Annotated in this window: 17 protein-coding genes and 1 tRNA gene; 13 read left to right on the top strand and 5 right to left on the bottom strand. The window is 63.4% G+C overall.

Annotated elements, in window-relative coordinates; translation table 11 throughout:
- Nucleotides 1–254 precede the first annotated feature (254 nt).
- Nucleotides 255–893 (bottom strand): AIR carboxylase family protein, encoded by a 639-nt coding sequence (locus tag ACERI1_RS01315; RefSeq protein WP_373616227.1) that lies wholly within the window; start codon nt 891–893, stop codon nt 255–257.
- A gap of 76 nt (nt 894–969) precedes the next feature.
- Entirely contained in the window at nt 970–2,133 is a 1,164-nt protein-coding gene (locus ACERI1_RS01310; protein ID WP_373616226.1) for a 5-(carboxyamino)imidazole ribonucleotide synthase, read from the bottom strand.
- Between the two features lie 305 nt (nt 2,134–2,438).
- Here ACERI1_RS01310 and ACERI1_RS01305 point away from each other — a divergent pair, with 305 nt between their 5' ends.
- The 11 genes from ACERI1_RS01305 (at nt 2,439) to ACERI1_RS01255 (ending at nt 14,709) form a co-directional block, all read left to right on the top strand.
- Nucleotides 2,439–3,266, top strand: coding sequence for a DUF4097 domain-containing protein (locus ACERI1_RS01305; protein ID WP_373616225.1), 828 nt, complete (start codon nt 2,439–2,441; stop codon nt 3,264–3,266).
- 124 nt (nt 3,267–3,390) lie between these two features.
- Nucleotides 3,391–3,825: a 6,7-dimethyl-8-ribityllumazine synthase gene (gene ribH / locus ACERI1_RS01300; RefSeq protein WP_373616224.1), complete on the top strand. Its 435-nt coding sequence runs from the start codon at nt 3,391–3,393 to the stop codon at nt 3,823–3,825.
- Nucleotides 3,822–4,970, top strand: a complete 1,149-nt coding sequence (locus ACERI1_RS01295) for a pyridoxal phosphate-dependent aminotransferase (RefSeq protein WP_373616223.1) — start codon at nt 3,822–3,824, stop codon at nt 4,968–4,970. Before ribH ends, ACERI1_RS01295 begins: the two co-directional genes overlap by 4 nt.
- 136 nt (nt 4,971–5,106) lie before the next feature.
- Nucleotides 5,107–5,856 carry an HNH endonuclease gene (locus ACERI1_RS01290; protein WP_373616222.1) on the top strand — a complete coding sequence of 250 codons (750 nt, stop codon included), beginning with the start codon at nt 5,107–5,109 and terminating at the stop codon, nt 5,854–5,856.
- A gap of 81 nt (nt 5,857–5,937) precedes the next feature.
- Nucleotides 5,938–6,041 (top strand) — tRNA-Gln (locus tag ACERI1_RS01285).
- A gap of 172 nt (nt 6,042–6,213) precedes the next feature.
- Nucleotides 6,214–6,927 carry a hypothetical protein gene (locus ACERI1_RS01280; RefSeq protein ID WP_373616221.1) on the top strand — a complete coding sequence of 238 codons (714 nt, stop codon included), beginning with the start codon at nt 6,214–6,216 and terminating at the stop codon, nt 6,925–6,927.
- 142 nt (nt 6,928–7,069) lie between these two features.
- Entirely contained in the window at nt 7,070–8,407 is a 1,338-nt protein-coding gene (gene glmM / locus ACERI1_RS01275; protein ID WP_373616220.1) for a phosphoglucosamine mutase, read from the top strand.
- Nucleotides 8,408–8,582: 175 nt separating this feature from the next.
- Complete coding sequence (locus ACERI1_RS01270; RefSeq protein WP_373616219.1) at nt 8,583–10,265, top strand: alkaline phosphatase family protein; 1,683 nt, start codon at nt 8,583–8,585, stop codon at nt 10,263–10,265.
- Between the two features lie 101 nt (nt 10,266–10,366).
- Nucleotides 10,367–11,029: a helix-turn-helix domain-containing protein gene (locus ACERI1_RS01265; protein WP_373616218.1), complete on the top strand. Its 663-nt coding sequence runs from the start codon at nt 10,367–10,369 to the stop codon at nt 11,027–11,029.
- 411 nt (nt 11,030–11,440) lie between these two features.
- Nucleotides 11,441–12,946 carry a right-handed parallel beta-helix repeat-containing protein gene (locus ACERI1_RS01260; RefSeq protein WP_373616217.1) on the top strand — a complete coding sequence of 502 codons (1,506 nt, stop codon included), beginning with the start codon at nt 11,441–11,443 and terminating at the stop codon, nt 12,944–12,946.
- Between the two features lie 140 nt (nt 12,947–13,086).
- A complete protein-coding gene (locus tag ACERI1_RS01255) occupies nt 13,087–14,709 on the top strand; it encodes a flippase (protein WP_373616216.1) in 1,623 nt (540 codons plus the stop codon).
- 189 nt (nt 14,710–14,898) lie between these two features.
- On the opposite strand, the gene ACERI1_RS01250 is transcribed toward ACERI1_RS01255, so the two are convergent.
- Both ACERI1_RS01250 and ACERI1_RS01245 read right to left on the bottom strand, forming a co-directional pair.
- Entirely contained in the window at nt 14,899–15,957 is a 1,059-nt protein-coding gene (locus ACERI1_RS01250; protein WP_373616215.1) for a glycosyltransferase family 2 protein, read from the bottom strand.
- Nucleotides 15,957–17,222 carry a hypothetical protein gene (locus ACERI1_RS01245; RefSeq protein WP_373616214.1) on the bottom strand — a complete coding sequence of 422 codons (1,266 nt, stop codon included), beginning with the start codon at nt 17,220–17,222 and terminating at the stop codon, nt 15,957–15,959. Before ACERI1_RS01245 ends, ACERI1_RS01250 begins: the two co-directional genes overlap by 1 nt.
- Nucleotides 17,223–17,404: 182 nt before the next feature.
- Between ACERI1_RS01245 and ACERI1_RS01240 the strand changes: the two genes are divergently transcribed.
- Entirely contained in the window at nt 17,405–18,379 is a 975-nt protein-coding gene (locus tag ACERI1_RS01240; RefSeq protein WP_373616213.1) for a glycosyltransferase family 2 protein, read from the top strand.
- 151 nt (nt 18,380–18,530) lie between these two features.
- The gene (locus tag ACERI1_RS01235; RefSeq protein WP_373616212.1) at nt 18,531–19,700 is read left to right on the top strand and encodes a PKD domain-containing protein; all 1,170 of its coding nucleotides are present in this window, start codon (nt 18,531–18,533) and stop codon (nt 19,698–19,700) included.
- Between the two features lie 130 nt (nt 19,701–19,830).
- Here ACERI1_RS01235 and ACERI1_RS01230 read toward each other — a convergent pair whose 3' ends face one another.
- Nucleotides 19,831–21,159, bottom strand: coding sequence for a polysaccharide deacetylase family protein (locus ACERI1_RS01230; RefSeq protein ID WP_373616211.1), 1,329 nt, complete (start codon nt 21,157–21,159; stop codon nt 19,831–19,833).
- Between the last annotated feature and the right edge of the window lie 37 nt (nt 21,160–21,196).

The following is a 21,196-nucleotide window of genomic DNA, read 5'->3' as shown; positions in this document are numbered from 1 at the left end:
TTGATCCTTCGTTTTTGCGGGAAACACGGGCCACAACGGGACTTCAGCGTGAATTGATCCCATGTGAATAGTCACACGATACTATATATAGATGCCTGGAGGGGGGACGGACCGGTAAAACGATATTACTCGGCGTTTAACCCGCCCGAAATCCCGCGCTCGAGCGGCCATACCCGCTTTCTAAACGGGAACAAACAGGAGTTGTGACCGGGCCCGGAACGGCGAGCTGTCCGCTCTAGCCCCGCGCTCGCTGGTTACTGATCACGCTCTCGGAACGCCGGCGTCCCCTCGTCGTGGAGGGCTCGAGAAACAGAGCCGACACCCTCGCGTAAGTCCTCGTGGTACGCGACCAGTCGGTCACGAACGTCGTCGTGCTGGCGAGCGAGGATCTGGGCGGTCGACAGCGCGGCGTTAAACGACTTGCCGGCGTCGACGGCGACCAGCGGCGCGCCGGTCGGCATTCCGATGACGCTGTCGACGGATTTTTCCTGAACTGGAACGCCGATGACCGGCAGCGGGTACGCGATCGAGGCGGTCATGTTCGGCAGGTCCGCTGATTTGCCGCCCGCGCCGGCAATGAGTACCTCGAGCCCGCGATCCTCTGCCGTCTCGGCGTAAGCCGTCATTAAGTCGGGCGTCCGGTGGGCCGAGGTGACGTAGGTCTCGAACGTAAAGCGCTCGTCGGGCGCGTTCTCGTAGTCTGTCTGCTCTGCGAAGCCGAGTTCGTCGACGAAGGCGTCGTAGGCACCGCGACGTTTCCCGCCGGTCATCATCGTCTCGAGGTCGGAATCACTGCCCATCACGATCCCCACATCGGGGGTCTCCGCAGCCGGGCGGTCCTGGTCGGCTTCGTCGTGCAAGCGGTCGATCAGGTCGCTGACGCTGTCGCTCATGGGTGAGGGTGGTCGGGCAAGCGACTTGAAACGGTGGTAAACGAAATGAAGACCGGGTCGGGTGCAGGCCGGACGACTACGACTGGAACGTCATGGCGGCCTCGAGGTCGCGTGCCGTCTCGAGGAGGTCATCGACCGAATCGTCGTCTCCGTCGGCAGTCACAGTGACGTGGCCCATTTTCCGAAGGGGTCGCGCCTGGTGCTTGCCGTACCAGTGAAGGGCCGCGCCAGGGGTCTCTAAGACCTCATTGATATCTCCCACCTGTGCCGGCCCCTCTTGTTCGACATCGGCGAGTAGATTCGTCATCACGGTCGGCGAACGCAGGGCCGTCGAACCGAGCGGCCAGCCCAGCACGGCCCGGACGTGCTGTTCGAACTGCGAAGTCTGTGTCCCCTCGATCGTCCAGTGGCCCGAGTTGTGCGGGCGCGGCGCGATCTCGTTGAGCAGAATCTCGCCCTCGCTCGTCTCGAACAGTTCGGTCCCGTAGACGCCACGACCGTCCATCACCTCGAGGACGTCGCGGGCGACGTCGTACGCGCGCTCGGTGACGGCCTCGCTCGAACGCGCGGGGACGATCGTCTCCCGGAGGATCTCGTCTTCGTGGACGTTCTCGCCCAGCGGGAAGGTGGTGACCTCGTCGTCCCCTTTGACGGCGATGACCGACACCTCGCGCTCGAAGTCGACGAACGACTCGACCATCGCGGGGCCGGCGACCGACTCGAGGGCGTCCGCGGCGTCGGCTTTCGACTCGACGGGGACGTTGCCGCGCCCGTCGTAGCCGCCGGTGCGGGCTTTGAGCATCACCGGTGCGCCGTAGTCGTCGATCGCCTCGCGGATGTCGTCGGCATCGTCGACCTCGCGGAACGGCGGCACCGGAACGCCCGCGTCCTCGAGTTCGCGTTTCTGGACGAGTTTGTCGTGGATCGTCTCGAGCGTCGACGGCTTCGGGTGGACCGGCGTCCCCGTCTCCTCGCTGATACGGTCCATGACGTTCTGGTCGGCGAGTTCGATCTCGAACGTGAGGATATCGGCGCGCTCGGCGAGCTCACGGATCCCCGCTTCGTCGTCGAACGCGGCAACGATCTGGTCGCTGGCCACGAGCGCTGCCGGACAGTCCGGCGTCGGATCGAGCACGATTACCTCGACACCCAGCGGCGCGGCCGCTTCGGCGAGCATCCGCCCGAGCTGTCCTCCTCCGACGACGCCGATCGTCGGTCCCGGCGTCCGTAGCGTTGTCATTACGCCGCGGTTGTCGTCGCCCGCGCTTAAGAATTCTCAAACTGCATGCTCGAGACACGGTAACTCCCTGCCCGTCACCGACGGCATCCGATCTCGAACCTGGCGCTTCGCAGGTGACTGCCGTCACACGGTCTTGTCAGTGGGTTCCGATGCAATCGTGACCGCCCTGCGGTCGGGCCGGGACATCGTGACAACAGCCCGTCTCAGGCGCTGCGACCGTTATCCTATAAAAATCTTCGTGGACAACACCCGCGTCGGAAACTGACTAGTAGTACATATGTCGAGAGGACCACATCGATACGAGTATGACGAGTAACATTTCACGGCGCCAGTTGCTCGGTGGGGGAAGTCTCGGTGCGCTCGGCGCGCTCGCTGGCTGTCTCGCGACTGGCAGGGGCGCAACGGAAACCGTGACGGAAACATACCAGACCGCGGACCTCAGTTCACTCTCACTCGAGACTGTCAACGGCTCGATCACCGTCGACGGAAACGAAGACGACACGATCGCGGTCACAGCCGACAAAGCGGCACCGACCGAAGACATCCTCGAGTCGGTGACTCTCGCGTCCAGTCGGAACGGCGGCCACCTGGCGCTCGAGACCGACTACGACACGACGCCGTTTCTGTTCGGCCCCGATCCCAAAGTCGATCTCGAGGTGACAGTCCCGACAGGGATCCGACTCGCGCGAGCGGAGACGACCAACGGCGACATCGAGACTCAGAACGTGACCGACGACCTCGTCGCCGGGACGACGAACGGTCGGGTCGACATCGAAGGTGTCGACGGCGGGCTAAGCGCCGAGACGACCAATGGCGAGATCCACGCCGCTGGCGTCAGCGGCGACGTGGACGCGAACACGACCAACGGAGATATCGATATCTCGCTTGCAGACGGCGGTGGCGACCTGACAGCGGAGAGTACCAACGGCGAAATCACGGTCCGGACACCTGTCTCGCTCGATGCGACCGTCAGCGTCTCGACGACTAACGGCGACATCTCGTTTGAGGGCTTCGACACCTCGAGCACGTCGGGCGACGGCTCACTCGAGGTGACGCTGGGCGATGGCTCCCGTCGGATCCGCCTCGAGACGATCAACAGCGATGTGACGCTTCGAGGGACCAACACGTCGTAAGCGGGATGGATTGGGGGAGTGCCCGAGTATCTGGCTCGATCGAGTGGTGTTCCGTCCGGTACTCGTCAGCACGTGGCCACCACAGAACGGTACCTCTTTTACCCATCCTCCCTACCGCTCGCCTATGACCACGCTCGGACTGGTGGTCGCGGAGTTCAACCGGCCGATCACCGAGCAGATGGAGCAGGACGCACTCGAGGCCGCAACGGCCGCGGGTGCCGACGTGTACGAGACGGTCCACGTGCCGGGCGTCTACGACGCGCCGCTGGCCGCCGATCGCCTCGCACGTCGTGACGAGGTTGACGCCGTCGCCGTGATCGGCACCGTCATCACCGGCGATACCGATCACGATCAGGTGATCACCGACGCCACCGCACAACGACTCTCCGACGTGAGTCTCGAGCGCGATACGCCGGTGACCCTCGGCGTGACCGGCCCCGGCATGTCCGCCGCCGAAGCGCGCGAACGCGTCGAAAACGCGGCGAAAGCCGTCGACGGCGCGCTCGACCTCGTCGACGAACTCCCAGCCCCCAGTCCCGCAGCCGATTCCCAACAATGACGATGGAATTCACCGACCGTGTAACCCGAGTCGAACCGTCCGCAACGCTTGCTATCTCCGCGCTCGCAACCGAACTCGAGGCCGAGGGCGCAGACGTCGTCGACCTCTCCGTCGGCGAGCCCGACTTCCCCACGCCCGAGAACATCGTCGAGGCCGGCAAGGACGCGATGGACGCCGGCCACACCGGCTACACGACCTCCGCCGGCATTCTCGAACTGCGTGAGGCGATCGCCGACAAACTCGCCGACGACGGCTTAGAGCACACAGCCGACGAGATCATCGTCACGCCCGGCGCGAAGCAGGCCCTCTACGAGATCGTCCAGGCACTCATCGAAGACGGCGACGAAGTCGTCCTGCTCGACCCCGCGTGGGTCTCCTACGAGGCGATGGTCAAGATGGCCGGCGGCGACCTGACCCGCGTCGACCTCTCCGAGACCGACTTCCAGCTTGAGCCTGCCCTCGACGACCTCGAGGCCGCGGTCTCGGACAACACCGAACTACTCGTCGTCAACTCCCCGTCGAACCCCACCGGCGCGGTCTACTCCGACGCCGCGCTCGAAGGCGTCCGCGATCTGGCGGTCGAACACGACATCACCGTCATCTCCGACGAGATCTACAAGGAGATCACCTACGGCGTCGAACCGACCAGTCTCGGCACGCTCGAGGGCATGGCCGACCGCACCGTCACGGTCAACGGCTTCTCGAAGGCCTACTCGATGACCGGCTGGCGACTTGGCTACTTCGCCGGTCCCGAGGATCTGATCGACCAGGCTGGCAAGCTCCACAGCCACTCCGTCTCCTCCGCCGTGAACTTCGTCCAGCATGCCGGGATCGAAGCGCTCGAGAACACCGACGAGGCCGTCGCCGAGATGACCGAAGCGTTCGAGCAGCGCCGTGACCTCGTCGTCGACCTCCTCGACGAACACGGCGTCGACGTCGCCGTCCCCGAGGGTGCGTTCTACATGATGCTGCCCGTCGGTGACGACGATCAGGCCTGGTGTGAGGGCGCGATCGAAGACGCTCACGTCGCAACCGTACCCGGCAGCGCCTTCGGCACCCCCGGCTACGCGCGGATCTCGTATGCGGCGAGCGAAGAGCGACTCGAGGAAGGCATCGAGCGACTGGCCGAGGAAGGCTACCTGTAAGCCGGCAGCGTCGCACGCGGCGTCTCCGTCGCTGATTTTGCTTCTGGCGGCTGCTCGAGAGCGAGACTCGAGTCCATTCAGATTACTTTCACTACGGTTTAGTGTTGTTTATTTTCCCACACATACAGCATTGTTTATGGACTGCCCAACCTGCGGGAAGTCCCTGACGACCGAACAGGGAATGCGCCAGCATCACACGAAAGTCCACGACGAGCCGCTGCCGAATCGAACCTGTACCGGGTGTGAGTCCGAATTCTACGATCCGAAATCCAGACGCGAGTTCTGTGACGACTGTAATCCCAACGCCGGGAAGCACAATGGGAACTGGAAGGGTGGAACAGAAACTGGGACGTGTGATCGCTGTGGATCGACGTTCGACTACTATCCCTCGGACAAGCCGGGAGTGTACTGTTCTGAGTGCGTCGAGAACGCCAGCGGATTGCTACCCGAGAACCCGTCAGAGAAGGGAGAACGGGTTGTTGTCGACTGTACAGGCTGTGGAACCGACCTCGAGGTTCGGCCGGCGCGACTCGAGACTCGAAACCGCGGCGTCTTTTGCACGCTCGAGTGCTACGGCGATTGGCTGTCGGAGAACGTCGTCGGGCCGGATCACCATCAGTGGGAAGGAGGCTCGATCGACTACGGACAACAGTGGTGGCAGATTCGACGGCAGGCGCTCGAGCGCGACGACTACGAGTGTCAACATTGCGGGACGAGCGCTGAGGAACTGGGTCGAAATCCAGATGTCCATCACCGCCAGCCAGTGCGGTCGTTCGATCAGCCCGAAGACGCACACACGATGGACAACGTGATAACGCTCTGTCGGAGCTGTCATCGCCACGCCGAAGCGGGGACGATTACGCTTCCGGCTCACGACGAAAAGTAACACTATTGTGCGATGGCAGTCTATCCAGCGAGTGAAGCCCCGTAGCACTGCAAGAGAGACGGGGTGGCGAGCGATCCACGAAGTCCCGTGGTGTAGTGGCCAATCATATGGGCCTTTGGACGTGTTTCGGTTCAGTCCGTCACGGAAGCAAGCCCATGACGGCGGTTCGAATCCGCCCGGGACTATGAACTCGCAGTTTTGAATCCCCGCACCTGCAGGTGCGTTCGATGATTCGGTTCCATAGCAAGCTACCGACCATTTTTGGTGCAGTTAGTGAACATTCATGCCCGACACAATGATAATATAGCAGTAATGCGGATACCGTCTTGGAATGGGTTCCTTCGTTGGTTCCTACCAATGGATGTCTTCAAGGACATCCGTGATGACTTGTGCAACCTGTTTGAGGAAGCGTACGAGCAGCACCCCTATGCGCAGCAGCAGCAGTACGAGTCTATGGCTGTGTCTAATCTAAAGGAGGATGCGAAAAAACGGGCGACGGTCGCCTATAGCTACAGGCCTAGCAATCCTGTTACGCAAGCGAAATCGTTAGTATCTGGTCTCAATGAGATCTTCACAACAGTCTTACTTGTTATTGCTGTCGTTGGGTCGTTTTTCGGGTTTACGTTCGCCTCGTACGCGGCAAGAGTAGGACTTGAGCTACTTCAGTCGGCTGAATCTGTTATTATCTCAATTGCACTTGGCGGTCCTAGCCTGCTCGGATTACTTGCATTGGCATTCCTTCTCTGGTTGAAAGCCCTCGCTGTCAGCCCGACTATCGTGGAGACCTTCAACCAAGAACTGGTGATTGGACCACAGGAAATCGTCCGCACGGACGACAAGGCCGAACTCGTCAGTGTCATTGTCTGGAACGATTCATTGATTGGTCCCGGAGCGATCAGGCTCGTCAACACATTCTCTGTCTTCTGGATTCTCTCAGTAATACCAGGGTTGAACCCCTATAGATTCGTTTTGTTCACAATAGAGTCTCACATGGATGTGTTCGTTGAGGTTGATGGATATCGCGAGGCGGCGTTGGTCTTATTCAATAGAATGCGTCCGAGCGTCGAGTGAATCTCATATCGATGAGAAAGGTCAATTACCGCTATGGCAACCACCAATAGAACGAACCCTTCACGCAGAAGCGGCCTCTGAACACACGCTACCCCGCCCTAATAACTCCATAGTAATCCCTGCGTCCTCGAGTGCCCATCCTATGTTCGGAACGAGCGGTATCCGCGGCACTGTCGGCGAAGCGGTAACGGCCGAACTCGCGCTCTCGATTGGACGCGCCGTCGCGTCCGACGGCTACGAGCGCGTCGTCGTCGGGCGAGACGCTCGAGAGAGCGGCGCGGTCCTGACCGATGCAGTAACCGCCGGACTGCGTGAGTGTGGCGCGGACGTGCTCGAGGCGGGCGTCGCACCGACGCCGACGATCGCCAGAGCGGTCCCGCGAACGAACGCGGATGCAGGCATCGTTGTGACGGCCTCGCACAACCCCGCGCCAGACAACGGGCTCAAACTCTGGTCGGCCTCGGGCAAGGCCTTCGATCCCGAGCAGCTCGATGCGATCGCCGCCCGCGTCGAGGGCGACGAGTATGACCTCCGCCCGTGGGACGGACACGGCTCGCTCGAGACGCTCGAAGACGCGACGGATCGCCACGCGGCGGCGCTGGTCGAGGCCGTCTCGATCGACAAGCCGCCGAGCGTCGCCGTCGACATCGGGAACGGGACCGGCGCGATCACCGCATGTGTGCTCTCGGACCTGGGCTGTGACGTCGTGACGTTGAACGGACAGCGAGATGGGCGCTTTCCGGGCCGGCCAAGCGAGCCGACGCGAGAGACGCTCGGCGATCTCTCGGCGCTCGTCGAAGCGACGGACGCCACGGTGGGGATCGCACACGACGGCGACGCCGATCGGATGCTGGCCGTCGACGAGACAGGGTCGTTCGTCCCGAAAGACGTCCTCCTCGCCCTGTTCGCGCGTGAGACTGCAACTGCCGGCGACGTGATCGCCGCGCCGATCGATACGAGCATGGCCGTCGACGACGCGCTGGCAACGGTCGGCGCGTCAGTGAGCCGAACGCGGGTCGGTGACGGCTTCGTGGCCGACCGCGCCACGCGACCCGACGTCGTCTTCGGTGGCGAGCCGAGCGGGGCGTGGATTTGGCCGGACGAGACGCTCTGTCCGGACGGCCCGCTTGCGGCGTGCAAACTCGTCGAACTCGTCGCCGACCGTGGGCCGCTGTCCGGCCTCGTCGGAGAGATTGAAACGTACCCCATCTGTCGGACGTCGGTCAAAATCGAGAACAAAGCCGCCGTGATGAACCAGGTCCGCGATCGCGTCCGCGACCGCTACGACGACGTCGAAACGCTCGACGGCGTCTACGTCGATGCCGACGACGGCTGGTTCCTCCTGCGTCCGAGCGGCACCGAACCCGTCGTCCGCCTCACGGCCGAAGCCCGAGACGAGTTCCGGGCCGAGCAACTGGAAGCCGACGCCGTTGGACTCCTCGAGAGCGCGATTGCGACGGTGTCTGGAATCCGCCCGTGACCGCTGCCGAGCGTCATCGGAGCGGCAGAATTCTGGCTCTGTAGCGGTTTAACGAACTGATAATCAAGTAGCTCGTCTCCTACGGTTGGCGTAGAGACGTGGTGCAACGAACGACACCGCTGCCGTGCGCTGTCGGCTGCGGTCGAACGGAACTACTGCGGAGACAACTGAAAGGATGACTCGGACGTTTCACCGTGATGACGCGACATCGAATGGGGGTACGACGAACGAATCGAACGGACTGGACACGCTGCTCATCGGGATCGACGCAGGGTGTCTACCGGTCTTCGAGCGGCTGTTCGAAGCCGACCGGATTCCGACCATCGAGCGGCTCTGTTCGAAGGGGGTGACCGCGCCGCTCGAGTCACAGATCCCGCCGTGGACGCCGAGCGCGTGGCCGTCGATCTACACCGGGGTCAACCCCGGAAAACACGGCGTGGTCGGCTTCGTCAGCTACGACGGTTACGACTGGCACGTGACGAGCAACGACGACGTCCACGAACAGTCGCTGTGGACGCTGCTGGATCACCACGACCGCTCGAGCGTCGTCGTCAACGCGCCGGTCACCCACCCGCCCGACGAGTTCGACGGGGCGGTGATTCCCGGATTTCTCGGCCCGGAAGATCCGCCGTGTCACCCCGCTAGACTCTTAGACGAGGTCCGCGACGCGATCGGCGAGTATCGCGTTTACCCGAGCTACACGCGAGACGACGACTCGCTCTCCGACGACGAGAAGATCGACGAGTATCGGAACCTCGTCCGGATGCGCGGCCAGGCGTTTCGCTACCTCGTCAGCGAGTTCGAGCCGGACTTCGGCTTCGTCCAGTTCCAGAAGACGGACACGGTCTTCCACGAGTTCAGCGGCGAGCAACGACACGTCGACCGCGTCTACGAGGCGACCGACGACCAGATCGGAAAGATCCTCGAGGCCTGCGACCCGGACCGCATCTTCCTCGTGAGCGACCACGGGATGGGCCGGTACGAGGGCTACGAGTTCCGGGTCAACGAGTATCTGCGCGACATGGGCTACCTCGAGACGACGACCGGCGGCAAGGGAATGCCGTCGTGGACGCCGATGCGCAGACGGCTCCGCGAGGGCGAGGAATACGACACCTGGGAGCCGGGCGTTGCTGCACGCGCCGCGTCGGTTGCCGCCCGATTCGGCATCACCGCCCGTCGCATCAGGACTGCCCTCGAGCGGGTCGGCCTGGCCGACATCGCCATCGAGTACGCACCGAGTGGGGTCTCCCGGACGGCCAACGAGCAAGTCGATTTCGCCGAATCGGAGGCCTACGTCCGTGCACGGACCGAACTCGGCGTTCGAATCAATCTTGAAGGGCGAGAACCGAACGGAGTCATTCCACCAGAAGAGTACGAGGAACTCCGCGAGAACCTCATCCGGGCACTCCAGGCCATCGAGACGCCCGACGGCGAGCCGTTCTTCGAGACGGTCGCGCCGCGCGAGCAGTACTTCCACGGCGACGAACTCGACGAGACGGTCGACATCGTCACGATCCCCGCTGGCTTCGAACATATGCTCTCCGAGCAGTTGGGCGACGGTGACTACTTCAGCCCAGCCGAACCGTGGAATCACAAACTCGACGGGGTCTTCGTCGCCGCGGGTGAGGGTATCGACGAGACCGCCGCGCTCGAGCGGGCCCACCTCTTCGACGTTGCGCCGACGATCATGGCCGCGATGGGGGTTCCATACAGCGACCGCATGGACGGCAGCGTCGTTCCCGTCGTCGACCCGATCGAACCGACGACCTATCCCGAGTACGACGGCGACGACGGCCAGCGGCCGGCGACGGACGACGCGGTGACCGATCGGCTGGCGGATCTCGGCTACATGAACTAGCTGCCGACTTGCGCGGTCGGTTCGAATCGCTGCAACCCGCTTATCCGCGGTATAAGTATGGCCCGCCGGTTCCGACGGCCGAGTACGACATCGATCTCTCAATGGGATTTATTGCAGAAGTCCACCTCGTTCACGACGACCTTCCGCTGGTCCCGACGATAGCGCAGTATCCCGGCGTGACGTTCAGCTACGAGTACGGGACGACGGTCGACGAGCGACGCATCAGGTTCATCTCGGTCTCCGGCGACACCGACGCGTCGCTCGAGGCAGCGATGGCTGCCGATCGGACGGTCTCGAATCCGACCCGCATCGCCACGTTCGACGGCCGCACGATCTACCGCGTCGTCGTCGACACGCCCCTCGAGCTCCTCCCCGCTCGCTGTGCCGAGCACGGGGTGTTCGCGTTCACGCTCACGAGCGGCGAGGGTGGCTGGATCGCGCGGGTCTATCTTCCCGATCGCGACGCGTTGGCGGCGTTTCGATCCCATTACCGCGATCACGGCGTCTCGTTTCGCGTGAACCAATTGTATGACTCGTCAGTGTCCGACGAGCGGACGTACTTCTTGACCGACCGCCAGTACGAGGTCCTCACGACGGCGTACGATGCCGACTACTTCGAGGTGCCACGCGGCGTCACGCAGGACGACCTCGCCGATCGACTCGAGGTTTCGGATTCCGCGGTCTCACAGCGGCTTCGGCGCGCCATCTCCGAACTGATCGCCGCGACGGTCGAAAACGGGCGCGCGCCCGATCGCCATCGATGATCCGTCCCGAACGATGGTCAGCTACCGAAACCGCGACTGTGATCCGACGGTGACCGTCCCGATCGAGGCTTATCAGATCGTTAAATGCGTCTCTCTCAGTGATACGAATCGGCTGCGCTCGCAACCGAACCGCCGAATTGTGGCCTGCACAATCATTTCGGACCGCAAAACTGCGAGTCCGCCTCCGTCGCGGTGGTCGGCGTTCGAACTTAAAAACTTGCCATCCGAATCCATAGCTACTGGACCCCATCATCACTCACAACGACTTGTATTTCAATGTCGGATGGAAGTGATCTGCAGCGCTCGAATCGTGACGTTTCTCGTGGTTCTCACTCGACCGAAGGGGAGGGCGGTCGGCCAGCTCTCGACGGATCGGTTTCACGGTCGAGGAGGGGGTTCTTGCGAGGAACTGTGGCGGCGTGTGCCGCTGGAATCGGACTGACGTCGACCGCCGCCGCGTCGTCGGACCCGTATGGACAGTACTACGACGACTACGCGACCGTCGTAGACGTGACCGAGGCCGGCGCGGACGATACTGGCACCGAATCGATTACACCCGTACTCGAGGAGGTCCGCAGTGACGATACGCTGCTCGTGTTTCCCGAGGGGGAGTACTTCATGGACGAACAGTTCCGGTTTACGGGCTTCGACAACTTCGGCGTCGTCGGCGAGAACGCGACGCTGATCCCGGCGGATTTTCACGAGTTCGACGGGCCGCAGTATCGACTGTTCCGGCTCGGCGTCTCGTACAGTCCCGGCGGCCACCTTCGCTTCGAGGGGTTCGACGTCGATCAGTCGGCCCCCGACACCGGGATCCGGACGATCGAAGCCACCGCCGATCGACTCGAGGTACGCGACGTGACGATAAACGGCTTCCACGACAGCGGCACGTGGGGGCCGGGTCTGTTCAACGTCACCGACCCCGACGGTCACGGGATCGTCGAACGGTTCCGAGCGCCGGACGGCGGTGCGTGGGTCGACAATACGCCCAACGCCGGCAACCGCTGGCGCGGCCCGATCGGCATCGAAGCGAACCAGAACGTGGGGACGCTCGAGTTCAGACACTGCTGGCTCGGTGGCTTTCCGAACAACGGCCTCTACGCGGCAGGCGGCGATGGAAGGATCATCGTTCACGGTGGCTGGTTCCGGAACAGCAACGGTGCGAACGTCCGTGTCGGTGGCCAGGGCAGCGAAATTCGGTGGCCGACCGTCGAAGTCGATTCGACGCGACCCGAGGATCGGTCCCAGCGCGGGATTCGGATCGAGAACGGTCGGAATATCGAGATCTATGGGGCTGCCGTCGAGATCACGTCGCCGATGCCAACGAGTCACGCGATTTCGGTGATGAACACCTGCGAAAGCGCACGGATCGACAACACTCGCCTAGATGTCCGAGGGGCGGACGTCAACCACGGGATCGTCGTCTCCCCAGACACGGGCGAAACGACGATCGTCGAGACGGAGGTCACGCACGAAACTGCCGGCGGCTACCCGCTCTGGATTCGGGAGAGCGACAGGACCGAGCAGATACTCGCCGAACATCTCACGATCTCGGGGCAGGCGGGTGACGCCAGCGGTTTCCGCGACGGGATTCGCTGTGAACGCGACAACTGCCGCTTTAGCAACGTCACCGTCACACAGCACGGACGCGATGGCGTCGACCGAAACGCCCTCGTCAACACGGGCGCGGACATGACGGTCTACCAGAGCGAATTGCGCGCCAGCCAGTATCCGTTCATCGATCTCGGCGCCGACGCACTCGTTCGCGACTCGACGCTCGAGTCGTCGGGCGGCCAGAAGGCCGTTTGCCTCTACGACGAATCGACGAGCCCGGCGTTCAAGAAGAACCGGCTGGTCGACGGGATCCGTGACCTTGGGGCGAGCAACGTCACGACCTGGGAGAATACGTACGCATAGCCGCGTCTCACCCCGTTTAACCCCCGTATAATAACGCCGCACAGCCGCCATTGTCTCGCCACAGTGAGTACGTCGGATCGCGAGCGAGCGTCGTCGATGGTGGCTGCCGACTATCAGTGTGACTGTCACAGGGTGAAACCGTGAATCGGAGTATCGCGAGCGGCGTCTTCTCGGTCGTCAGTGCAAAAGTCGTCGTGCTCGTCGTCACTGCGCTCTCGACGCCGCTTCTGTACCGGTTTCTCGGCGCATCGGCGTTCGGCGAATACGCGTTTCTGTTGTCCGTCTTCGCGATCTACATGATCTTCGTCAGTTCTGGGATTACCGACGGGGTCCGCAAGTTCCTCGCGGAGGACCGGGCCGCGGCCAACTGGAGCGAACACGTCGTCGGCTTTTACTTTCGGCTGGCGATCTTGCTCTCCGTCCTCGGGGCGCTCCTGCTGGTGCTCGCGACACGGTTCGGACTCGTCGGTCGTGCGTTCGGGTCCGAACTGACGAGTTACTTCTACGTCCTCGCCGCACTCGTCGTGACGGCGCAGTTTCGCGATTACGCGCGGAAGACACTCATGGGATTCGGCCTCGAGCGGTACTCGGAGCCGCTGAAGATCCTCGATAAGGTTGGATTCGTCGTCGTCGCAGTGCCGCTGGTGTATCTCGGTGCCGGTGTGATCGGCGCGCTTGCAGGGCATCTGGTCGCGAGTACGCTCGTCGCCGTGATCGGGCTGACCCTCGTGCATCGTCGCATGCCGCTGTCGTGTCTCTTCAGCCGCCCAACGAAGCGGTTCCCCCGGAAACAGATGCTCACGTTCAACTCGATGAGCATCGCGCTGGTCTTCCTGCTGATGTCGCTCTATCACATCGACATCGTGATGCTCCAGCGCTTCCGTGAGAGCGCTACAGTCGGTAATTACAAGGCAGCGCTCACGCTCGCCGAGTTCCTCTGGTTCATCCCGATGGCCCTCCAGACGGTATTCGTCCACTCGACGTCGGAACTGTGGTCACAAAATCGGCTCCGAGAGATCTCGGAGCTCGCGTCCAAGACGACGCGGTACACGTTCCTGCTGACGGCCGTCATGGCGGTCGGGCTCGCGGCGTTGGCGGACATCGCCGTGCCGATCTACTTCGGTGAGGATGCTATGCCGGCGATCACGCCACTATTGCTGTTACTGCCCGGGTCGCTCGGCTTCGCGCTCGCACGCCCGGTACTGGCGATTTCACAGGGGAAGGGCATGCTCCGCTATCCGGTCGCAGCCACCGGCGCTGCGGCCGTGATCAACGTCGTGCTTAACGTCGCTCTCATCCCCCGCTTTGGGATGCACGGTGCCGCCGTCGCGACCAGCATCGGATATGGGTCGATGTTCGTTTTCCACTGCTGGAGCGCTCGGCTGGTCGGCTTCGATCCCCTCTCGGATGCACGACTCGGGCGTTCGATACTGACGACCGTCCTCGCAGCCGGGCCGATCGTCGCCCTCTCGATGGCCATCACGAACCCGTGGCTCGCACTCGCAGTCGTCCCGCCCGTCGGGTTCGTGATCTTCGTCACGTTCGCGCTGCTCGTCGGCGCGCTGGACCCCGCCGAACCCTTCGAGGTGCTGTCGACGTTCCCCGATCCGCTCGGCGCGAAGGCGGACGCGATCGGGACTTGGCTCGCGACCAGTGGGACGAAGCGAGAGGAGCGGAACTGGCTCCATAGTTTGCTGTTCGTCGCCGGACTCTCCCTGCTCGTCTCGGGGCTCACGCTGGGGATCCTGGGGTCCGGGATATAGACCATTACACCGTGACAGAGCCGGTACGCGCTGCTCGTCACCTTCTCGTACGCGGATGATGGAGAAACAGGATTCGTCAGTCCTCGAGCCGAACGAGCCACTCCCCACTGAGACGGCACTGACGCCGGAACCGAGAACAGTTACGGGATCACCGAACGACCACGCGAGTGACGGTGCGCTCGCACGGCGCTATCGCACCTGCTGCTCGAGCGATTCGCTTTCGGCCATGTCGAACACCATCGCCAGCAGGAGGAATGCGGTGCCGGCAACGAACAACAACAGGCTCGTCGCACCCTGAATGGCAGGTGTGCCGACGTTCGAGAGCGCCGCAGACACCGCCACACCCGTCCCGACGACGCCAATGGCAGCCGTTGCCGCTCCGACGAGGTAAAACAGTGCGAGCGGGTGGAAGTCCAGGACGAGATACTTCGTTTTCAGCCGCCACAGGAAGTCTCGAAGCAACATGAGCGAAACCTTCGGGATGTACTCCCCGTACGCGATGCTCGACTCCTCGTCGCCGTAGACGGCCGGCATTGCCACGTCGGCGACGCGCATTCCGTGGACGTTCAGTTTCACCAGCAGGTCGTTGCAGTAGCCATAGTACTCGTAGAGGTTTTCGACGTCGATCGCCGCGAGCGCGTCGTGAGAGATCGCCGTGTACCCGTTTTGGGGATCCATCGTCTTCCAGTAGCCCGAGGCGATCTTCGTCAGAAACGTCAGGGTCGCATTACCGATGAACCGAAACCGCGGCATCGCAGCCCGGTACTCACGCGACAGGAGCCGGTTTCCCTTCGCGTAGTCGGCGCGTCCCTCGACGAGCGGATCGAGGAGTCGCGGCAGCTGGGAGAGGTCCATCTGCCCGTCCGCGTCGACGGTGACCGTCGCGTCCACGCCGTCCGCGAGTGCGGCGAGATAACCGGTCTTGATCGCGCCGCCGGCACCGCGGTTCTCCCGGTGCTCGATCGGGACGACTCGACCGATGGTGTCGCGAACCGTCGCCCGATTCGCCAGCGCGGTCGCACCGCCGTCGGCCACGAGTTGCTGGACGGTTGTGCCATCGTGGCTCCCATGCTTGCTTGTGTCCGCCCGCGCGGCCTCGAGGATTTCGCTCCAGGTGTCGTCCGTCGACCGGTCGTCGATCACGTAGATCCGATCGACGTATGCAGGCATCTCGCGGATCACATCGCCGACGAACCCTTCCTCGTTGTAGGCGGGGATCACGACGCCGACACTCGAGTCGCGGTACATCACCGGTCACCCAGGAGGTCGGTGGCAGTGACGACCTCGACGTTCTGCGTGTCGATATACTCGAGTAAGCCGTCGAAGGCCTGCTCGCTCATGCCGTCCTCGCCGATGTATTCGAAGTGCAGGACTGCGAGTTCCCCATACTCGGCAGCATAATCGACGTACGTTTTCGTCTCGTTTCCGGCGTCGCCGGCGAAGAACCCGACGTTGTGGGGGTCCGTCAGCGGAAGCCCATTCGGGCCGCCGCCGAACCGGAACGCCTGCTCGTGATACTCCCGGACGAGGTCGTTCGCCGTCGAGCCGAGGATGTTCCGCGGCGTGACGAAGTGCTTCGCGCCGTCTTCGAAGCCACGATTCTCGAGATATGCTTTCGTCCGCCGGATCATCCCTTCCTGCTGCTCGGGGCTGAACTCGTGGAGGAACTTCGAGCCGGTTCGCGGCCGGGCTGCGAGGTCCCAGCCCGCGTCGTCCAGTTCGGTAAGTTTGTCAAGCGTGAGCCGGCCACCCTCGCCGACGGCTTCGGGGATAACCGCTTCGACGCCTGCGAAGTCGTACGCCTGCATGTGGTCGAACGCGGACGCGTGGTGGCTCTCGAGTGTCCCATCGAACAGGAGCATGACACGGCCCGTGTCGGGCCGGTCGACCGCCCGGAGGTCGTCGACCTGACAGTCTATCGGGCCGGTCGTGTCACCGCGGCGGCGGGCGATCAGCCGAATCTCGCGCACGTCCGAGAGCTCGGGTTGGGTCTCGATCCGATCGGTGCCGAAGTCGACACGTACCCACCGATCGACCGGTCCGGTAAGCGTGCGTTGCATGGCGTGTACGTTGCGCGAGTTCGGCGCGAACAGTTCGAGCGTGAGGTGCAGCTGGTCGCGCCCGGTGAAGTTGACAGCCAGCGAGAAGTTCTTGTTGCTCAGGTCCAGACCGTCCGGAACCGTCCTGTAGACGGCCGCGTACTCGGCGTTCTCTGACGCGGTGAGGTGTGCCGACTGCGACCCGGCGTACGGATCGTCCGTCCCGGACTCGAGGTCGCCAGCGTCGATCATCGCCGACCACTCGCCGAGGTCCTCGAAGCGATCGATCGGTTCGCCCGGGAGATCCAGGCGGTCTCTGCTTCCGGAATCGGGGGTGTCACCGCCCGACTGGGCCGACGTCGGCTTGCCGTCCGCGCCACGCAATTCGCGTACCTGCGAGAGGCAGCCGGCAAGTCCGAGCGTTCCGGCCGCTGCAACCGTGGTTACGAACGATCGTCGGTTTCGATTCGTCATTGACCGCGTCGACGAACCGTTCGCTCTTCCTTATACGGTCGTTAGCGGGTTCGTCGCCGACGGGTTCCGGGTGGCTCGAGAGTGTCGCGTCGCCGCCCACTCGGGTCACTGCAGTCACTGCTTGCGGGTGAGGCCGTTTACCCACGCGATAATAATCCGGACCGGACCGGAAGTTCAGGAAAATGACTCGCGTCAGCGTGATCATCCCGACGTACAACAGGGCGGCGACGCTTCCGCACGCGATCGACAGCGCGCTCGCGCAGACGATCGACGACCTCGAGGTGGTCGTCGTCGACGACGGCTCCACCGACGACACCGAGTCGGTGCTGGCCGCCTACGAGGACCAGCGGGTTCGGCCGGTCGTCCACGAAGCCAACCAGGGTGCGAACGTCGCCCGGAACACAGGGCTCGAGCACGCACGCGGGGAGTACGTCGCCTTCCTCGACTCGGACGACGAGTGGCATCCCGAGAAACTCGAGCGACAGCTCGCGGCGCTCGAGGAGCGCTCGAGCGACTGGGTCGGCGTCTACTGTGACACGGGTTACGACCTGTCTGGGGCGGACGGACGGCTCCGATCGACCGCCGCGTCCGTGCTCGCACGCCTGGACGACGAACCGACGCGGGAGGGAAACGACGAGCTGGTCGGCGAGATCCTCGCGGACAACGTTCAGCCGGGTGCCGGCTCGACGCTGCTCGTCCGGACCGCGGTCGCCAGGGAGGCCGGCGGTTTCGACGAGGACCTCGACCGGTTCCAGGACCCCGAGTTCTGCCTGCGCGTCCTCGAGCACGGAAAGCTCGCCTACGTCGACGAGGAGCTCGTCGTCCGCGAGGAGACCGGCAGTCCGCCGGCGGACGTCGTCGCGACCGCCAGCGAGCGATATCTCTCGGCGTACGAGTCCGAGGTCGAACGGTTCGAGGAACAGGGCTACGAGATCCGCTCGAGCCACGCACTCGTTCTCGCGAAGCAGTACTTCGCGGAGGGGCGGTTCCTGCGAGGGCTGTGGCACCTCCGTGCGGCTTCGGTGTCGGCGCGGACGTATCCCGGCGTCTGCTGGGTCGCCGGGACCGGCGTCCGGCGGCGACCGATTCCGATCGTGGTGGTGCTCGTTCTCTTGCTCGTCACCGCGACGCTCGGCCGGCGCGCGCTCACTCGGTGAGTCGGCCGCTTCGGCAGGCCTGATCGGGTTCGGTCTCTTCGTCTCGCAGACGAGCGTCCGATCGACGCGGACCGTTGCAGAAACGAAAGTATCCCGTTTCTATTGTTATCTCACCTGTAGTAAAACCGACTGACGTCGACGGGACGGACGAATGAGGCGCGATATACTCTCACGGCGGAGCGTATTGACTCTCGCAGCTGGATGTACACTCACGAGCGCTGGCGTCGCCAGCGTGGTCGGCGACACGACTGCCACCGACGAGGGGATGGTCTCTCGAACATCGTTCCCCATTCGCGAGGGAACGGACGAGGAAACGACCGTCTTCGTGACGAGCGCGGACACCGAGGGGCCGACGGCGGTCGTCGTCGGCGGAGTACACGGAAATGAGGACGCGGGTTATACAGCCGCAGGTCAGATCGCCGACTGGACGATCGATGCCGGCACGCTCGTCGTAATCCCAGAGGCCAACACCGTCGCGATCGAGCGCGGAACCAGAAACGACGAGGAGGGGACCAACCTCAACCGACAGTTCCCCGAGGGAGAGACGCCGCAGACAGAACTCGCACGAGCGATCTGGGACGTCGTCAGCGAATACGATCCCGACGTGGTCGTCGACCTCCACGAGTCGAGGGGTATCTACGCGGGCGATCCTACGGATGGCGTCGGCCAGGCGATATTCTACTCGGACGGCGACGAAGCGACCGCTGCTGACACTGCCGAGTACGTCACCAGAAACTACGTGGACGATCCCGACCTCTCGTTCCAGGCCGGGCCGTTTTCCTCGCCCGATACCGAGCCGAACGGGCTGCTCGTCCACAAGGCCGCTCGCGATCTGAATGCCGACGCGTTCCTCGCGGAGACGCTCTCGACTGATATCGAACTCGAGACCCGCGTCCAGTGGCACCGGGCGATCGTCGAACGGCTCTTCGAGGACGAACTCTTGCTCGAGGGGACCGATACTGGCAGCGTCTCCGACGAGCCGGTGACGGAATCCGAGTCGGACACGTCCGCTGACGGCGACACTCAGCCGTCGGACCGCGAGCCACCGGTCGCACGGATCGAGACGCGACCGCGAGGACTGGCAGACACGACGCTCGAGCCGGGTCAGACGGTGACGCTCGATGCGTCGCAATCGTCCGATCCGGACGGTAATCTCGCCCGCTACGAGTGGCGCGTCGGTGCCAACGGCGCGTTCGACCGGACGGGCGAGACGATCGAGGTGACGATCAGCGCACCCGGGGACCATCCGGTCACACTCCGCGTCGTCGACGACGATGGTACGACCGACACTGACCGGATCACGCTCTCGGCGGGCTGTTGATCGATTCGTCATCGACCGCGCGTCCCCGCCAGAGTCGATAATCGCCACCGCGATAGATCGGAACCGGCGATACGTCGCTACGCGGGCAGGCGGTCGCCAAGAAACAGTCCGCTGGGCGACTCGTGATGAATCAGTCGTTGCTCGTCCGTAGCTTCCAGAGGTCGTCGAAGGTGATGACCTCGACATCGGCGCCGTCGATGTGCTTGAGCAACGCCTCGTAGTCGGCTTTCGGCATCGTGTTGGTTGCCTCGAACGTGTGGAAGTTGAGAATCGTACACTGGTTGTGCCGAGCGGCGAGGTCGACACACCGTTTCGATATCTCGAGGTCGTGGCCGATCGTCCGCGGTAACGCCAGCGGATCGAAGCCGTAGACGCTCGTCGTATTGACGTTGCCGGCCTGATTGAAGCCACCACAGTAGTGGTAATCAGTCGCCTGCTCGAGGCTCGTCTTGTCGAAGCTGTTGTGTGGATGGACAATGTAGTTCGCGCCTTCGAACCCGTTGTCGATGAACCACTGCTTGTCCCGCCTGAGCCGTTCGTTGATCGTCGCTTCGTCGTCGAGTTCGTGAATCGGTTCGTGCGTTCCGTGGACGACGATCTGATCGCCAGCCTCCTGTCGGTCCTGGAGTTCCGAAATCGACATGATCCCGTCTCGTCCCTGTTCGGCCCACCGCGGTATCGGCGCCTGAACCGCCGGGAACCCGTACTCATCGTGGAGCGGCGCGGCCGTCTCGTAGTAGTCGAGCGTCCCGTCATCCCAGCTCAGCATGACATACCCCTGATCGGGCGTCGGATGGGTTCGCAGGTCGTCGATCCAGACCTCCGCCTCCGGCATGGAGTGAAGCACCTGAATCTCGAGCCGGTCGAGGTGGTCGAGTGCGGGTTCGTACTCGCTCTGCTGGAAGACGCCGGGACTCGTTCGGAACCAGCCGACGTCGGGTGCACGGTACCGGATCTGCCGCAGTGAGTATACTTTCGCGCTCCCGAACTGGTCGACGACCCGCAGGTTGACCGTGATGCTGTCGGGCGTCGTCGTCCGCACCGCGAACGACAGGTCCGTTTCCGTCAGATCCTCGCCCTCGAGGCTCCGTTCGGCGATGACGCTCTCGCTGCCGTTCGATCGGAGTCTGAAGCTCTGATCGCCGTCGAACACGACATCCTCGTCTGCCCCACCCGATCCCTGAACGATGGTCCAGGCGTCAAGATCGCTGAAGTCGTCGAGCGAGTCGCCCGGCTGTCGATATCGTTCTCGGCTGTCGAATTCGGTCTCGAGCGGCGGAACGCCGTCGGTGAGTCCCGGGGTAGAGCTGTCCGATCCGTCGGGTGTCACGGCTGCCGACTTCTCGCGGAGCTGGTCGGTTGCAGACTCGATTCGCTCTGCACAGCCGGCTAGGCCTGTAATTCCGGCGGCGCCGGACAGTGCGAGGAATCGACGTCGCGTTGTGCGTTTCTGTGACATCAGTGAGCCGGAGTTACCGACAGCGATACCATTATTA

The sequence above is a fragment of the Natrinema sp. HArc-T2 genome, assembly GCF_041821085.1.
Taxonomy (GTDB): Archaea; Halobacteriota; Halobacteria; order Halobacteriales; family Natrialbaceae; genus Natrinema.
This window is presented reverse-complemented; position numbering and strand designations above follow the sequence as displayed.

What these genes read in the sequence shown, in the direction of transcription:
- ACERI1_RS01265 (WP_373616218.1), top strand. Translation starts at nt 10,367, where the DNA reads ATGGGATTTATTGCAGAAGTCCACCTCGTTCACGACGACCTTCCGCTG.
- ACERI1_RS01250 (WP_373616215.1), bottom strand. Translation starts at nt 15,957, where the DNA reads ATGTACCGCGACTCGAGTGTCGGCGTCGTGATCCCCGCCTACAACGAG.
- ACERI1_RS01280 (WP_373616221.1), top strand. Translation starts at nt 6,214, where the DNA reads ATGGATGTCTTCAAGGACATCCGTGATGACTTGTGCAACCTGTTTGAG.
- ACERI1_RS01235 (WP_373616212.1), top strand. Translation starts at nt 18,531, where the DNA reads ATGAGGCGCGATATACTCTCACGGCGGAGCGTATTGACTCTCGCAGCT.
- glmM (WP_373616220.1), top strand. Translation starts at nt 7,070, where the DNA reads ATGTTCGGAACGAGCGGTATCCGCGGCACTGTCGGCGAAGCGGTAACG.
- ACERI1_RS01230 (WP_373616211.1), bottom strand. Translation starts at nt 21,159, where the DNA reads ATGTCACAGAAACGCACAACGCGACGTCGATTCCTCGCACTGTCCGGC.
- ACERI1_RS01270 (WP_373616219.1), top strand. Translation starts at nt 8,583, where the DNA reads ATGACTCGGACGTTTCACCGTGATGACGCGACATCGAATGGGGGTACG.
- ribH (WP_373616224.1), top strand. Translation starts at nt 3,391, where the DNA reads ATGACCACGCTCGGACTGGTGGTCGCGGAGTTCAACCGGCCGATCACC.
- ACERI1_RS01245 (WP_373616214.1), bottom strand. Translation starts at nt 17,222, where the DNA reads ATGACGAATCGAAACCGACGATCGTTCGTAACCACGGTTGCAGCGGCC.
- ACERI1_RS01315 (WP_373616227.1), bottom strand. Translation starts at nt 893, where the DNA reads ATGAGCGACAGCGTCAGCGACCTGATCGACCGCTTGCACGACGAAGCC.
- ACERI1_RS01290 (WP_373616222.1), top strand. Translation starts at nt 5,107, where the DNA reads ATGGACTGCCCAACCTGCGGGAAGTCCCTGACGACCGAACAGGGAATG.
- ACERI1_RS01305 (WP_373616225.1), top strand. Translation starts at nt 2,439, where the DNA reads ATGACGAGTAACATTTCACGGCGCCAGTTGCTCGGTGGGGGAAGTCTC.
- ACERI1_RS01240 (WP_373616213.1), top strand. Translation starts at nt 17,405, where the DNA reads ATGACTCGCGTCAGCGTGATCATCCCGACGTACAACAGGGCGGCGACG.
- ACERI1_RS01310 (WP_373616226.1), bottom strand. Translation starts at nt 2,133, where the DNA reads ATGACAACGCTACGGACGCCGGGACCGACGATCGGCGTCGTCGGAGGA.
- ACERI1_RS01295 (WP_373616223.1), top strand. Translation starts at nt 3,822, where the DNA reads ATGACGATGGAATTCACCGACCGTGTAACCCGAGTCGAACCGTCCGCA.